This window comes from Formicincola oecophyllae, assembly GCF_006542395.2.
GTDB lineage: Bacteria > Pseudomonadota > Alphaproteobacteria > Acetobacterales > Acetobacteraceae > Formicincola > Formicincola oecophyllae.
Genome location: NZ_CP038231.1, coordinates 837742 through 852792, shown reverse-complemented (window position 1 = coordinate 852792; position 15051 = coordinate 837742). Strand labels below are relative to the sequence as shown.

Annotated in this window: 12 protein-coding genes and 1 tRNA gene; 9 read left to right on the top strand and 4 right to left on the bottom strand. The window is 60.2% G+C overall.

Annotated elements, in window-relative coordinates; translation table 11 throughout:
• Positions 1-307 precede the first annotated feature (307 nt).
• Positions 308-1597: a hypothetical protein gene (locus E3E12_RS03820; RefSeq protein ID WP_141443139.1), complete on the bottom strand. Its 1290-nt coding sequence runs from the start codon at positions 1595-1597 to the stop codon at positions 308-310.
• Between the two features lie 601 nt (positions 1598-2198).
• On the opposite strand from E3E12_RS03820, the gene E3E12_RS03815 reads away from it, so the two are divergent.
• Genes E3E12_RS03815 through mnmA form a run of 4 tightly spaced genes read left to right on the top strand, consistent with a single transcriptional unit; the run spans position 2199 to position 6057 of the window.
• Positions 2199-3377 carry a cysteine desulfurase family protein gene (locus E3E12_RS03815; protein ID WP_141443138.1) on the top strand — a complete coding sequence of 393 codons (1179 nt, stop codon included), beginning with the start codon at positions 2199-2201 and terminating at the stop codon, positions 3375-3377.
• Positions 3374-4627 (top strand): cysteine desulfurase family protein, encoded by a 1254-nt coding sequence (locus tag E3E12_RS03810; protein WP_141443137.1) that lies wholly within the window; start codon positions 3374-3376, stop codon positions 4625-4627. The genes E3E12_RS03815 and E3E12_RS03810 overlap by 4 nt, the downstream gene beginning before the upstream one ends.
• 4 nt (positions 4628-4631) lie before the next feature.
• Complete coding sequence (locus E3E12_RS03805) at positions 4632-4946, top strand: ferredoxin family 2Fe-2S iron-sulfur cluster binding protein (protein WP_141443135.1); 315 nt, start codon at positions 4632-4634, stop codon at positions 4944-4946.
• A 34-nt stretch (positions 4947-4980) separates the two neighbouring features.
• Positions 4981-6057 (top strand): tRNA 2-thiouridine(34) synthase MnmA, encoded by a 1077-nt coding sequence (mnmA, locus tag E3E12_RS03800; protein WP_141443133.1) that lies wholly within the window; start codon positions 4981-4983, stop codon positions 6055-6057.
• Positions 6058-6193: 136 nt separating this feature from the next.
• Here mnmA and E3E12_RS03795 read toward each other — a convergent pair whose 3' ends face one another.
• A complete protein-coding gene (locus E3E12_RS03795) occupies positions 6194-7129 on the bottom strand; it encodes a hydrogen peroxide-inducible genes activator (RefSeq protein WP_141443131.1) in 936 nt (311 codons plus the stop codon).
• A gap of 314 nt (positions 7130-7443) precedes the next feature.
• On the opposite strand from E3E12_RS03795, the gene E3E12_RS03790 reads away from it, so the two are divergent.
• Both E3E12_RS03790 and ahpF read left to right on the top strand, forming a co-directional pair.
• Positions 7444-8031 carry a redoxin domain-containing protein gene (locus tag E3E12_RS03790; RefSeq protein WP_141443130.1) on the top strand — a complete coding sequence of 196 codons (588 nt, stop codon included), beginning with the start codon at positions 7444-7446 and terminating at the stop codon, positions 8029-8031.
• Between the two features lie 199 nt (positions 8032-8230).
• Positions 8231-9832, top strand: coding sequence for an alkyl hydroperoxide reductase subunit F (gene ahpF / locus E3E12_RS03785; protein ID WP_141443128.1), 1602 nt, complete (start codon positions 8231-8233; stop codon positions 9830-9832).
• 48 nt (positions 9833-9880) lie between these two features.
• Here the strand turns inward: ahpF and E3E12_RS08960 are convergent, their stop codons facing one another.
• Both E3E12_RS08960 and E3E12_RS03775 read right to left on the bottom strand, forming a co-directional pair.
• A complete protein-coding gene (locus tag E3E12_RS08960) occupies positions 9881-10573 on the bottom strand; it encodes a restriction endonuclease (RefSeq protein WP_240810568.1) in 693 nt (230 codons plus the stop codon).
• 150 nt (positions 10574-10723) lie between these two features.
• Positions 10724-10798: transfer RNA gene (locus tag E3E12_RS03775), tRNA-Thr, on the bottom strand.
• A 287-nt stretch (positions 10799-11085) separates the two neighbouring features.
• On the opposite strand from E3E12_RS03775, the gene E3E12_RS03770 reads away from it, so the two are divergent.
• Genes E3E12_RS03770 through E3E12_RS03760 form a run of 3 tightly spaced genes read left to right on the top strand, consistent with a single transcriptional unit; the run spans position 11086 to position 14956 of the window.
• Positions 11086-12525: a paraquat-inducible protein A gene (locus E3E12_RS03770; protein WP_240810567.1), complete on the top strand. Its 1440-nt coding sequence runs from the start codon at positions 11086-11088 to the stop codon at positions 12523-12525.
• A gap of 20 nt (positions 12526-12545) precedes the next feature.
• Positions 12546-14225 (top strand): PqiB family protein, encoded by a 1680-nt coding sequence (locus E3E12_RS03765; protein WP_141444052.1) that lies wholly within the window; start codon positions 12546-12548, stop codon positions 14223-14225.
• Between the two features lie 56 nt (positions 14226-14281).
• Positions 14282-14956: a PqiC family protein gene (locus E3E12_RS03760; RefSeq protein WP_141443123.1), complete on the top strand. Its 675-nt coding sequence runs from the start codon at positions 14282-14284 to the stop codon at positions 14954-14956.
• Positions 14957-15051: the final 95 nt, after the last annotated feature.

Below are 15051 nucleotides of genomic sequence, written 5' to 3'. Positions count from 1 at the left end.
TGGGCTGGCGGCGCCGGCAGCAGGCATGGACGGTGGCATGCTGTGCTGAAAGCCGGCGTCAGGCAGGCCGTAAGGCATGGCTGTTGGGCAACCAGGCACCATCGGTTTCAAGCCTAAGCCTGACAGGCCGCATTTCCTGCTCTGTGAGCGTGGAAATTAAATATCGCACTTGTCCTATATCGGTTCTGCCTTGGGAATAGCTACTAAAATCGGCTTTCACAATGCAGATTATCCCAGCATCCAGTCAGAACCAGGGCCCTGGCCAGTAGCAGGGGGCGGGATGGTTCAACCTTCCGCCCCCCTCCTGTCAGAACGTGTAGAAAACAGCTGCCTGGGGGCTGATGTTGGCTGACATGTTGTGCCCCATCACAGGCAAGTCAACGCCCATGATGGCGCCCCAGGCTGGCGTCCAGTTGTATTCAATGGCGGGCGCCACACGGAACTGCGTGCCCCAGGGTGTGTGGCGTGAATGGATGTGCTGACCGTGGTAATTGGCAAAGCCCGCTGCAATCCCCGCCGCGCGGCTGGTGTAATGGCCTGTGTAGCGGGTGCCAGCACTCCAAACATGGTAAAGGTCAAGCGCCAACAGCCATTCACGGGTCAACCCACCTTCCCAAGAGACACCTTCATTGCCGAAAGCCGCGGCATGGCCTGTCCCTTCAAAGCCATTCTGGGTTCCATAGACCGACATGCCCTTGACGGAGGTGCTAGTGAAGGGTTCACGCGCCATGGCCCAGCCACGGATGCGCTGCATGTGGTTGAAGAAGGGGAACACCAGCTGCGTTTCAACGCCGAAGCGCGCAATCCAGGCGCCAGTGCCCACCCCTTCCTGGGAATTGTGGAGCTTTTGGTACTTGCCCACAGGGGCGTTCGCACCGATGGAGATCGTCAATGAGGGCGAGTAATGCTCCCCAATGCGGTACTTGAACTCCATCGGCAAGTCATTGATGCGCAGCCCAGAGGAATGATGGGTGCCGTTGCCCCAGCTGTAGCTGTAGGTGGGCAGCATGTAGAAGGTCAGGTGATTGGTGATGGAGTATTCAGACAGCGTGAACTGTGAGAACCCATTGGGGCCGCCTTTGCCTTTTTTGGTCACGCGCTTGCCGGTATCGGCAAACTGCCCCAAAGGCACCGTGCCTGAGAAGTAAGGCTCAAACCCCCACAACCCTGGCGCAGGCAACGCTGGGGAAGGGGACGCCAAGGAGCCTGTGTACCATTGTTCAGGTTCAGCAGGCGGTGGCGCAGCTGGCGTTTGGCGGGCCGGCACCAGCGTGGCACCCTTTTCCGGGGCAGCCGTGCCATGGTGGCCTAAGCGGATAACAGGGCCTGTGTTGGCCGTTCGGCCAGCGCCCGCAACCACATGGCTTGTGGTAGCTTGGGGCAGCACCGTGGCTGTGGTGCCGGCAGCTGCAGGAAGAATGCCGCTTGCATTGGCAGGGGTTGGAATGCCATAGAGGCCCCCCAACCCTGTGCCCGTCAAACAGGCCAGGAGGGTAGGTAAGCGGTTCCTGACCTTGCGGGCTTTGAGGGCGCTCAAGGTGGAAAGTGTTGCGCTTGCGGAACGGAGTGGGCGGAAAGTCGTTGAGGGCGTCTTCATGATGTGGGCTGCAACTCAAACTGGGCTGTGGAAGCGGAAACGGGGCGCATGAAGGCACCTGGCATGAGCTTGCACATCATGAGGCGCTGACAGGCTTGTGAAGCGGCCTGAAATAGTTGAAAGCGCCTGCCAGCTTGAAGTTGCAGGTACGCAAAATGCCATGCCACCACAATCAGTGCGTACAGAACAGTTACAATGCGAATGGCGAGGGCAATTCGGTGAGACTGAGCTGTGCGGGTCATGGCGGTCATGGTCGGTCATCCTGCATGGCTGCTGTGAGCAACCAGGCCATGCCGCGTGCGCAGCCTAGTTGCTTACAAATAGTTACTAATGAAAACCTTACAGAGCTGCCTTGCATCGGGCCACCCTGATTCAGCTGTGCAAAGGGCACTTCTGGGTATGGCTGATACTTGAGCCATGTTTGTGTTGCATGGCTGCATCATCCACTACTCTGTACGCTGAGGACAGCGTCAGTCCAATCGGGCTTGTGATTGGCCAAGCGGTGGTCTGTGGTGCATTTTGTGGAATGCACAGGAAACAGCCCCCCTGACCAGTGGACTGTGCCCAGCTTTTCCTCCATCACGGGGTCGCAATGATGAGCATGTCTGAAGCTTGCGCAGGCGATGAACTTTATTTTGACGCCAATGCCAGTGAACCCCTGCGCCCTGAAGCGCACCAAGCAGCCTTGGAAGGTTTGGCGCTGACCGGCAACCCTTCATCTGTCCATAGCCAAGGGCGGCAGGCCAGGCAGGCGCTTGATAAAGCGCGCCGCCAAGTAGCTGAGCTTTTCCAGCGCCCTGAGGATGCTTGCATTTTCACGTCTGGCGCTACGGAAGCCAATGCCGCCGCTATTTATGGCTTCAGGGAATTGGCACGCCTTGAGGGGCGCAGTGACCACGTGCTTGTGGGCGCCACTGAGCATCAGGCCGTGCGCCAGGCCGCGCCTGATGCTGATTTGGTGCCGGTTGGGCCTGATGGCCGCCATGACCTGGCGGCGCTGGAGAATCTGTTGGTTGGGGAAAACGGCAGCCCTCCAGCTTTGCTGTGCGTCATGGCAGCCAATAATGAGACTGGCGTGGTGTCTGACCTTCCAGCCATCGCTGCCCTGTGCGTGCGCTGCCAAGTGCCCCTCCACGTTGATGCCGCCCAAGCTGCTGGGCGCATGAAACTGCCCCTTGCCGCTTTGGAGAACGCCAGCCTGGCCCTTTCAGGCCACAAGGCTGGTGGCTTGGCTGGTGCTGGGGCGCTGCTTCTGCCAGCGGCCATGGCCTCCTCCCCCTTCCCCCCCTTCATGAAAGGGGGCGGGCAGGAACAGGGGCGGCGTGGTGGCACTCCTCCCTTGGTGGCAATCATGGCCATGGCCGCCGCCCTTGAAGCTGCCTCCCAACAGGATTGGCAGAAGGTGCGCACGCTGCGCCAAACCATGGCCAAGGCCATGCGCCGGGTTGGGGCCATCATCCAGGGCCCTGCGCAGGGTGGTGAGGGCACCATGCTGCCTAACACCCTTTCCGTCACGGTGCCGGGGCTTTCAGCGCAGGCCCAGCTCATGGCGCTTGACCTGGCTGGCATTTGCGTTTCCTCAGGGTCAGCTTGTTCTAGTGGGAAAGTTGGCAGTTCCCCAGTGTTGGCTGCTATGGGCCTTGGTCCTGCCGCACGCCAGACCCTGCGCATTTCATTGCCTTGGAATGTGCAGCCCAAGCAGGTGGAACGCTTCATGGAAGTCTGGCACGCCATGGTGGCGCGCCATCAAAGCCAGCAGGCCCCAAGGTGCCAGCCATGACTGCACCCCACGAACCATCCCTCCCTGCTGTGGCTGAGCCTGAACAGCCCTCTGGGGGCATTTACCTGGATTACATGGCCACAACCCCTTGTGACCCTGCTGTGGTAGAAGCCATGCTGCCGTGGTTTGGGGCTGGTTTTGGCAATGCTTCAAGCCAGCATGAATGGGGGCGCCAAGCGCGTGACGCTGTTGAAGGCGCCCGTGCTGAGGTGGCGGCCCTGATTGGCGCTGAACCACGTGAAATCATTTTCACCTCTGGCGCCACAGAGGCTAACAACCTGGCCATCAAAGGGGGGGCGCGCTACCGCCTCCATAAGGAGGGCGGTGCCCACCCCTTGGCGGTGGTGACGCAAGCCACCGAGCATAAATGCGTTTTGGAATCAGTACGTTCCCTGGGGGCGGAAGGTTTCACCACGTGCCAAGTTGGGGTGGACCTTAAAGGTTTGGTGCTGGAGGGTGAATTCGCCAAAGCCCTTGCTGGGGAAGCGCGCCCAGCGGTGGTTTCCATCATGGCAGCCAACAATGAAACTGGCGTGCTGCAAAACATCAAGGCGCTGTCAGCGCAAGCGCGCGACCAGGGGGCCTTGTTCCACAGTGATTTGGCTCAGGCTGCTGGCAAAGTGGACATCCCCCTTGAAAGCCTCGACCTCGCCTCCCTCTCCGCCCACAAGCTCTATGGTCCCAAAGGTATTGGGGCCCTTTATGTGCGCCGCAGGCCGCGTGCACGCCTGGAAGGGCTATTCTCAGGCGGGGGGCAGGAGCGGGGCCTGCGTTCTGGAACGCTGCCTGTGCCGCTCATTGTCGGTTTTGGCGTTGCGGCGCGCCTCATGCTGGAACGCAAGCGCGCTGAAAGCCAGCGCCTGGCCTGCTTGCGCCAGCAGTTGTGGGATGGGCTCTCAGCCTTGTGGCCCGGTCTGCGCTGGACAGGCCATGGCGCGCCCATGCTGCCCCAGGTGTTGAATGCTTGCTTGCCTGCCCAGGTGTTGGGGGGGCACAGCACTGAAGCGCTGCTGGCCACCGTGCCCTTGGTTGGCGCTTCCACTGGTTCAGCTTGCCAGGCAGGCTCTGGGGCGCCATCTTACGTGCTTTGCGCCATGGGCCTCACGCCTGGTGACGCCCAGCGGAGCTTGCGCCTGTCGGTGGGACGCTTTACGCGGGAGGCAGAGATTGACCAGGCTGTCGGCTTGCTGGCACAGGGTGCGGCACAGCTCAGGGCCGCCTCATCGCCCCCGACAGCACAACAGGAGTAATGTTATGCCCCGGATGACTTTCGTTGAGCCAGATGGCACCCGTCATGAAGTGGATGCCAAAAAGGGCCTTTCCGTTCTGGAAATCGCCCAGGAACATGACATTGACCTGGAAGGTGCCTGTGAAGGCTCGCTTGCCTGTGCCACGTGCCATGTGATCGTTGATCCTGAATGGGCAGACCGCATTCCAGGCGCGACTGAGGACGAGGAAGACATGCTTGACCTGGCCTTTGACCTTCAGCCCACCTCCCGGCTGGGATGTCAAATCATCATGAACGATGATTTGGACGGCCTTGTGGTGCAGATTCCCAAGCAGGCCTAAGGCTGGACCACCAATCATAGGGGAAACTGAGAGAGTGCGTATTTTGGCCGCCATGTCAGGTGGGGTGGACAGTTCCGTTGCCGCTGTCATGCTCAAGCGCCAAGGCCATGAGGTCATTGGCGCCACCTTGCAGCTTTATGACCACCGCGGCCCCGCCAAGGCTGGGTCATGTTGTGCTGGACGCGACATCAGGGATGCGCGCCAAGTGGCTGAGAGCGCCGGTTTCCCCCACTACGTGATTGACGCTGAAGACCGCTTCAAGCAAAGCGTCATGGAAAGCTTTGCTGACGCCTACGCGCGCGGCGAAACCCCTGTGCCGTGCGTGGCTTGTAACCAAGGAGTCAAGTTCACTGACCTTTTGGGCCTGGCGCGTGAATTGGGCTGTGACGCCATGGCGACTGGCCATTATGTGCGCCGCCTTGAAGGGCCTTCAGGGCCGGAACTGCACAGGCCGCGCGACCAGGGACGTGACCAGTCGTGGTTTCTGTTCGCCACAACGCGTGACCAGCTGGATTACCTGCGTTTCCCTTTGGGCGACATGACATCCAAGGATGAGGTACGCGCCCTGGCAGCAGCTTATGGCCTGGAAATCGCCGCTAAGCCAGACAGCCAAGACATCTGCTTTGTAACGGATGGTTCCTATGCTGGGCTGGTAGAGGCCATGCGGCCTGAGATCGCTGGCCCAGGCGATATTGTGGACGGTGCGGGCCATGTTCTTGGGCGCCATGAAGGCATAGCCCGCTACACGGTGGGTCAAAGCAAGCGCCTGGGCAACTTGCACACTCAAACGGGGCAGCGCCAAGTAGTGACGCGCATTGACGGCGCCACGCGCCGCATTATCGTGGCCCCGCGTGACGAGGCCCGTTCAGGCAGTGCCCACGTGCGCCTGCGCGGCATGAACTGGCTTTTGGACGTGCCAAGCGAAGGGTTGCGCTGCACGGTGCAGCTGCGGGCGCGTGAGGAACCGCGTACGGCCTTGGTCAAACCATCTTGGCGTGGCCCAGATGAAGCAGACGTGCTGCTGGATGCACCGGCTTTCGCAGCACCTGGCCAGGCCTGCGTGTTTTATGAAGGCAGCCGAATCCTTGGTGGCGGCTTCATCATGGCCTAAAACCGCTCAGCCTTGGCTGGGCTGGCTAGGGGTGGGGGTTCATATCACTTATCGTCCACACTGTTTCTCCCTATGGTTCTAATAGGTAAAACCATTTAAAGATCGGTTCGTCCGCGCCAGCGCCAGGGCATGGTTTTCATCCCTGTTGGTCCAGTGCCAGGCAGCCATCAGGCACGTGGGCACGCAGCCGTTTAGCCAGTTCAAGGAACAACTTGTGGCGTGGGTCTGTTGGGCGCCAGGCCAAACAGATGAGGCGGTGGGCTTCGCTTTCATCAAGGCGGCGCACCCGTACAAGGTCAGCGAAGTCGGTTCTGTTGCGCAAAGCCAAGGCTGGGATAAGTGAGAACCCCTCCCCCACGCCGATCATGTGCCATAGCATTTCCAGGCTGGGGGCAAGGCGTTGGGGGTGGCGGCGCACCCCTGGGCACAGGGAAAGGGCCTGGTCACGCAGGCAATGGCCCTTTTCCAGCAATAAAAGGTCGGCACGATTAAAATCGGCCAGCTTGATTTCCGCTTTGGTGGCCAGTTCATGGTTGGCTGGGAAAACACCCCAAAAAGGCTCTGTAAACAGGGGCTCTGTGTGCAGGCCGTTCAGCCCTGGAACTTTGACCAGCACACCCATGTCCAGCTCACCCTGGCGCAGGGCGGCAGCTAGGGTGGGGGTGATGCATTCTTCCAAACGAAGTTTCAGCCCTGGCCAGCGCCCACGCAAAAGCGGCAGCAGGTCTGGTAGGTAGTAAGGCCCCAAAGTAGGGATGAGGCCCAGATGGAGCGTGCCGGTCAGTTCAGCGCGGTCATGGTGGGCTGCCTCCAGAAAAGCGCGCGCCGTTGCCAATAATTCACGGGCGTGGCGCAGGATGTGTTCGCTTTCAGGGGTGGGGGTGACGGTGCGCCTGGATCGTTCGAACAGCTTGACGCCAAGCACGTTTTCCAACTTGCGCACCTGTTCGGAAAGGCCAGCTTGGCTCACACCGCACCGTTCAGCAGCGCGGGAGAAATTGCGCAAATCGTCAACAGCGACAGCATATTCAACATCGCGCAACGAAAGGCCTGAAAGAGGAACATAGGACATGCTGGAACGATAATCCCTCAAGAGATGCCCTGCAAAACCTGCCCATCCCCTCATGACCATGGCGTGCAGCCTGGAAAGGGCGGCAATGCTGCCTAAAAGGATATCTTTGTTTCAAAGTCGAAACAAACTGGCTTTGTGGCGCTTTTTGCAGGCCTCCAAGCGTTGCCTACCCCCGCCAAGCCGTGATTGTGCTTGACGCTGGCACGGCCCTGGGTCTCTGATGGTGTCAGAAGTTCAGCGCACCCGGCCGCAATGCGGCGCATGCGACTGAACAATGGTTCAACCGTCACTTCAAACGCGAAAGGACATTTCCCATGCCGAAAATCGGTTCAACAATCAAACCGTTCCTAGCCCATGCCTACGACCCCAAAAAGGACGCCTTCATTGAGGTCTCTGAAAAGGATCTGATTGGCCCCAAGAAATGGTCTGTGATTTTCTTCTACCCTGCCGACTTCACCTTCGTGTGCCCGACAGAGCTTGAAGACCTGGCTGAGAACTACGCCGCTTTTGAGAAACTGGGCGTGCAGATCTACTCCGTCTCCACTGACAAGGAGTTCAGCCACAAGGCCTGGCACGACACGTCAGACGCCATCCGCAAGGTGCAGTTCCCCATGCTGGGCGACCCTGCCGGCGTTCTGGCCACCAATTTCGATGTCCTGATGGACAGCCCCAAGGGCGACACCTTCTGGGCTGACCGCGGCACCTTCCTGATCGATCCTGAAGGCCGCATTCAGTATGTCGAAATCACCTCCCCAGGTGTGGGCCGCAGCGCCAAGGAGCTGCTGGGTAAAATCGAGGCCGCGCAGTATGTCGCCAGCCACCCTGGCGAAGTCTGCCCCGCCCATTGGAAGGAAGGCGGCAAGGTGCTGACCCCCGGCATCAACCTGGTTGGCAAAATCTGAGGCCACGGTTCTTCCTGAACCAGGTTGAAAGCCACCCCAACCACACCGCTCTTGGTTCAAGGGCGCTGTGTGGCGGGCTGGTTGAGGGCGCAGCGCGAACATGTCGCGTTGCGCCTTTTTCATGCGCGCTCCGTGGCCTGCAGGCGCGCTTGCGTGAACACGGCAACATAATCTCATCATAGCTTTTGGAGGACAGGACATGGACGTTAACCAGTCCCTCACACCAGAGCTGCGCGAGCAGCTCAAAGCCCTCATCAACCAGTATGTCAAAGATCAGGTGGTGCTTGTCGCCACCCTTGACGACAGCGACAACGCCAAGGCGATGAAGGACTTCCTGACTGATGTCGGCAGCCTTTCTCCCAAGGTCACTTTTGACGCCAGCGCCCAGGGCGATAGCGCTTTCAAGCCTTCTTTCAGCATTGTGCGCCCCGGCACGGACATCAAGCTTACCTTCGCTGGCATTCCCTTGGGCCATGAGTTCGATTCATTTGTTCTGGCGCTGCTGTGGGTTGGTGGTCATCCCCCCAAGGTCGACCCGGCCTTGGTGGCGCAGATCGAGGGCCTTGCAGGGCCTTACAAATTTGAAGTCGTCTACTCCCTGACCTGCAACAACTGTCCTGAGGTGGTGCAGGCCATCAACGCCATGGCGGTCATCAACCCCAAGGCCGTCAGCTCCATCAATATTGATGGCGCCTTCTTCCCAGCACTGGTCAAGAAGTACGATATTCGCTCCGTGCCGCAAGTGTTGCTTGATGGCAAGCTGTTCAGCGTGGGCCGGCAGGAGATGAGCGACATCCTCGCCAAGCTGGACTCAGCAGGCAGCGCCAAAGCAGCCAAGGCAGAGGCTGCGCGCATCGATGCTGAAGCCCCCTTTGACGTGTTGATTGTCGGCATGGGGCCCGCTGGCTGTTCGGCTGCTGTCTACGCTGCCCGCAAGGGCCTGCGCACAGCGCTGGTGGGGGAGCTTTTTGGCGGGCAGGTGCTGGACACTGGCGAGATCGACAACCTCATCCCCATCCCCAAAATTCAGGGCAGTGGCCTGGCTGCTCAACTGAAGCAGGATGTGGAGCTCTACCCTGTCCATGTCATGGCTAACCAGCGCGCGGCGCAGCTGGTGCCTGGTGGAAAGCCAGGCGCCCTCCACGCCGTGAAGCTGGAAAGCGGCGCAACGGTCAAGGCGCGCACTGTTATCGCCGCCACGGGCGCACGCTGGCGCAAGCTGGGCTGCAAGGGGGAGGAAACCTACCTGACCCATGGCGTGGCCTATTGCCCCCATTGTGATGGCCCCTTCTTTAAAGGGCGCCCTGTGGCGGTGGCTGGTGGCGGTAACAGCGGTGTGGAGGCGGCCATCGACCTGGCTAACATCTGTTCCCACGTCACGCTGCTGCAGCGCGGTCCTGAACTGAAGGCAGACCAGGTTCTCCAGGATGCGCTGTATAAACTGCCCAACGTCAAAGTCCTGACCAACGCCACCCCTGAGGAAGTCAAGGGCGATGGCACCAACATGACAGGCCTTGACTGGACTGACCGCACAGATGGCAGCGTTAAGCACCTCGATGTGGATGCGCTGTTCGTTCAGATTGGCCTTCTGCCCAACAGCGCTTGGGTCAAGGATGCGGTTGAGCTGAACAAAATGGGTGAGATCGTCATCAATGAATGTGGCGCTACATCCATTCCTGGGGTGTTTGGCGCAGGCGATGTGGCCAGCACGCCTTACAAGCAGATCATCATCTCCATGGGCAGTGGCGCCACAGCGGCGCTGGCCGCCTTTGACTACATGATCCGCACCCCAACGCCCTGAAGGGGCAAGCGCCCGTTGCACAGGCGCGTGCCGTGCCATGGGGTGTGGTCAGCCCCATGGCCGCAGGGCAGGCAGCTGCGCATGGTGCAGAAGCAGTACCCCCGTGCCCGCCGCCAACTCGCGGGCGCTGCGCGTGTAACGGGCGTTGCTGGCCACAACGGCCATTTGAGCTTGATGGAATTGGCGCGCCGCCACCACTTCCTGAACGGCCTTGTTGCCCACAGGCTTGCTGTAAAGCTTGCATTGCACCACCAGCTTCACCCCGTTGCAGCTGGCAATGACATCTGCCCCCTGGTCCCCCGAAAGGGGGGTCATTTCCACCTGCCAACCTTCATGGGCCAGCAGGGCGGCGCAGTAATCCTCATAGGCCAAAGGATCCATGTCTGGGCTGTAGGTAAGCAGGGGCTGTTGGGGGGAAGGGTTGGCAAGGGCGCCTTTCTGGAAGGCACGGCTGGCCCTTTTCAAGGTTTGTGCGCTCCAGGCCCATGCGCGCGGCTGCCATTCAGCCAGGCCAGCCGAACATAGGGCCTCCCTGATTTGGTAGCTGAGGTCAGCCAGCGCGTCCTGGCTCAGGAAGTCATGGTGTTGGCGTGCCTGCCCAGCACGCGCTGCCACCCAGCGCTGCCCACAGGCGCGTGCCGTGCGCCGCGCCTGCCAAAACCGCCGCGCACGTTGGCCATAGCGCCACCCCAGCCAGCCTGGCGGAACCAGTAAGGGCAGGTCTGGAGGCAACGCAGCCAAATGAGGCCATGTGCCGTGCAGCAAAAAAGACGGCAATAAAAACATGGGGGAATAGGGGCACCCAAAGCTGGCAACGCCAAGCCCACAGCACATCGGCTGCATGAAGCCATGAGGGTTGGCAGATTTTGGGGAATGGCCAAGGGAAGACGCTGGTGCCGGCGCTCGGAATTGAACCGAGGGCCTACTGATTACGAATCAGTTGCTCTACCCCTGAGCTACGCCGGCAATCACGCTGCACAGCCATATAGCCCAGCCACCGCCACAGGGCAACTGTTTGGGCGCCCCTCTTTTGAAAAGTGTTGGGCAGGGGGCAAGGGCGCGGCTTAGGCTGTGTGGGGGCATGGTGGCAGTGCTGCGCAGCTGGGCAGACGCAAGCAGCTGTTGACCCCCCGCCTGACTGCGGGCATGAACAGACCATGCTGCGTTGGTTGGCCTCTTTTCTTGCGAAAATACCTTTTTTTCGCAGCCATCACTTTCACACGGGACTGTGGAGCCTGGGCCATCACCGCTGTGTGGACAACCCGCACCATAGCAGTGAACTGCGCATCGTTACAGGTATTATGGAATGCAGGACATGTGGGCTTTTCCAGCGCCTGCCTGCTGTGCTCCCAGGAGAGGTTGCCGAATGCTGCCGCTGCGGTAGCCAGCTGGAACGCCGCCGCCGCACCGCCACCTTGGGGGGGCCTTGGGCTTTCTGCATTGCAGCGCTGGCTTTTTATGGGGCCCTGCTGGTCAGCAGCGTCATGATGCTAAATGTGTACGGCCATGTGAACGTCATTGTGATGATGAGCGGCCCCCATCAGCTGGTCAGCCAGGGCATGGGCATCATCGCTGTTCTGGTGGCGCTGACCAGCGTCATCCTGCCAGGCGTTGTCCTGTTGATGATGTGTGCCATCCTTTACGGGGCGGGCAAGGACGACCTGCCAACATGGTGCCGTCCTCTTTTGGCTTGGTATGAACGACTGCGGCCTTGGTCCATGGTGGAGGTCTACGTCATTGGCCTGTTGGTGGCCTACACCAAGCTGATTGACCTTGCGTTGGTCATCCTGCTGCCAGGCACCTTCCTGTTAGGCGCACTGATGCTTTCCATGGCAGCGCTTGATTCCACCTTCGATGCCGAAATGATCTGGGAACACCGTTCGGTCCGCGCTGAGAAGGGCCACCCCCCTTATGATGGCGCCACCAACCCTATGCCTCCGCCACGCCACATGCTCTCCTGCGGCACATGTGAGCTGGTGCTCCTAGCCCCCCATGCTATTCCCAACACAGCGGACATGGGCGACTGTCCACGCTGCGGGCAAATTCTGCACAGGCGCAAACCCAATGCGGTCCAAGGGGCCATCTGCTTCCTCATTGCGGCCTTCGTGTTCTACATCCCTGCCAACTGTCTGCCCGTCATGACCTATGCACGGTTGGGGAAGGGTTACCCCAATACCATCATAGGGGGCGTCCATGAACTGTGGCAGGCAGACCTCTGGGTGCTGGCGCTCATTGTCCTTTTCGCTTCCATCACCCTGCCTGTGCTCAAGATTGTTTCACTGGCCTTGATGCTCTATTGTGAGCTCACCCGCCGCGCTTGGCATCTCATTGGGCTGTCTAAACTTTATCACATCGTCATGCTGATTGGCCGTTGGTCAATGATTGACGTATTCATGATTTCAATACTTGTGGCGGTGGTCCGGTTCTCGTTTTTTGCCCATGTCACCGCGGATCCGGGCATTGTTTTCTTCGCGATGGTGGTTGTGCTGACAATTTTTGCTGCTGATATGTACGATCCGCGCGGCGTATGGGACGCTGCCGGCCGCAACGAGCGCCATCCAGGTTTCCTGCCCCATCAGCACAGGCACCCTTTGAAGCGCCGCCACAGGGGCCATGGTTGCCCGAAAGGTCCACCTGTTGTCACAACCACCCCTGAACCCCTCGCTAGTTTAGGGGCGGAGGGTCAGCCGTGAAGGGGGTGGAACAGTTCGACATGCAGCCAGAGCCGCCCTCACAGGCCACGCCAGCCAACACCGCCCAGGGGGAGGCCGTGGCTTACGTGCGCCCAACGCGCTTTTCCATCCTCTGGATCATCCCCGTGGTTGCCATCCTGATTTCAGGTTGGCTGGCATGGCGGCATTTCACCACGCAGGGGCCGCTTGTCACCATTGATTTCGACACAGCCGATGGCATCGTCCCTGGTCAGACGCAGGTCAAGAATAAGGCCGTGACGCTGGGTATCGTCAAGGATGTGACGCTCAGCCCTGATATGAGCCACGTGATCGTAGCAGTGCAGATGAACGAGGCTAGCGCGCCTTACATGACCAACCACGCTCGTTTCTGGGTGGTGCGCGCCACCATCAACGGTGCTTCCATCACTGGCCTCAGCACGTTGCTCAGCGGTGCTTACATCGCGTTTGACCCTGGCGTACCTGATGGCGTTTATACTACCCATTTCAAAGGGCTGGAAAACCCGCCTGGCATTCGTTCAGACCAGCCAGGCGCCACCTATTGGCTGGTGACGCCCAACCTGGATTCACTGGGGCCAGGGGCGCCTGTGTTTTACCGCGACCTGCCCGTGGGCGAAGTTCTGGGCTACACCCTGCCCCCAGGTGGGGTGGGGCCAGTCCTGCTGCAGATTTTCGTCAAAGCCCCGTACGACCGTTACCTGCGGACAGACAGCAAGTTCTGGAATGTCTCTGGGCTAAGCGTCAATTTCAGCCCCACAGGGTTGCGCGTGCGCCTGCAGTCGCTCCAAGCCCTGTTCTCAGGTGGCGTGGCTTTTGGCCAGCCGCCCCAATTGGTGGGGGACCACATGCCCCCAGCCCTGCCTGACACGGTGTTCAGGCTCTATGGCAATGAGGTGGAGGCCGACAACACCTATTACCATGAGCGTCTCCATGTGGCGACATACCTCAACAGCTCTGTGGCTGGGCTGGGGCGTGGTAGCAAAGTGGTGATGTTTGGGGTGCAGGTGGGCATCGTGACGGGCGTTCGCCTTGAACTGGCCAACCCACACCATCCGCCCCGCGTGCGTGTGGACATGGTGCTGGAACCGGGGCGCATTGCTGGCACGGCGCCCAACCAAACCCAGCGCCAAGGCTACCAGGCCCTTTCTGGTTTCGTGTCTGACGGCATGCGGGCCTCTGTTGGCAGTTCCAGCTTCCTGATGGGTGCAGCGGAAATCGACTTGCTCTACACCCCCAACACCAAGCCAGCCGCCCTGACATGGGAAGGCAACATCGCCATCCTCCCCAGCGAAGCTGGTGGCCTTAGCGGCGCCATGCAATCGCTGAGCGTCATCGCCAATAAAATAGCCGCCATGCCCCTGACTCAGGTTGGCGACCACCTGAACGACCTGCTTGTCCACAGTGACCAGCGGGTGCGCAGCCCGCAGCTCACCCAGGCCATGGTGGCGCTGCGTGAATCGCTGCAGTCGCTCAACAGCCTGCTGACGCACACTGACCAGAACCTGCCTGCCTTGATGAACAACCTGAAAGGCACTTTGTACAATGCCCGCCTGCTTCTGGCTTCCTATGGCGGCAACACTGATTTCCACCGTGACCTCCAGGCTCTTGTCGTGCAGCTGACCCAGCTGGCGCGGTCAGCCCACTTTGCCACTCAGTACCTGGACTACCACCCGTCAGCGCTGCTCACAGGGCGTCAGCATTAAAGGTGTCCTTGGGCTAACCTTTGGCTTCAACGCCCACCGCAACAGGGAGAATCACCATGAAACCCATCCAACAAAACGTGAACGGCCTTTTGGCAGCCGGTGCGCTGGGTTTTCTGGGGCTGGTGGGGGGGTGTTCAAGCGCCAGCCCCACTTTTTACCAGCTCACCCCCCTCAACCCGCCCACCGTGCCTGCAGTGGCACCTGAACAGGCGGTGGAAGTTCACAACACCATCCTTGCCCCTTCGCTGGAGCGGGACGTCATGGTGATGTCACTTGCTTTCCCCCAGGTGCACGTGGATGAAAGCGCCGCTTGGAGCGCGCCCCCTGGCATTTTGGTGACAGACACTATGGCTGCCGACCTTCAGCGCACGTTCCCGCGCGCTGTGGTCTTCACCCAGAACGCCGCTGTGGCGGTTCCACCCCAAGCTTTTGTTGATCTCACCCTCACGCGTTTTGACCGTAACGCAGCTGGCCAGGCCATTATAGAAGGGGTGCTTTCCGTCAAGCGTGCTGGTTGGGGGGCTGAGCCCACATGCGCCAGCACCATTGACTGGCTTTCCCCAGCAGCCATCCCCAACACGCCAGGAGATTTGGCCGCCGCTTTGAGTGTGGGCGTGGAAGCTGTCAGCCAACGTGCCGCTTTGATGCTGGAAACTCTTGACCAATGCCCCACGCCAGCCGACCCCTTGGCCATGCCAGTAACCACCCCCCCTAAGGTCAACGCTTATTAAACCGCTTTTGCCTTCCCAGGCCCCAGGGGATAGCGCTTCTTTTCCTCCTTGGGGGGAAGTGGTGCCTTGCCTGCGCTTCTCAAGCCATGATGGTG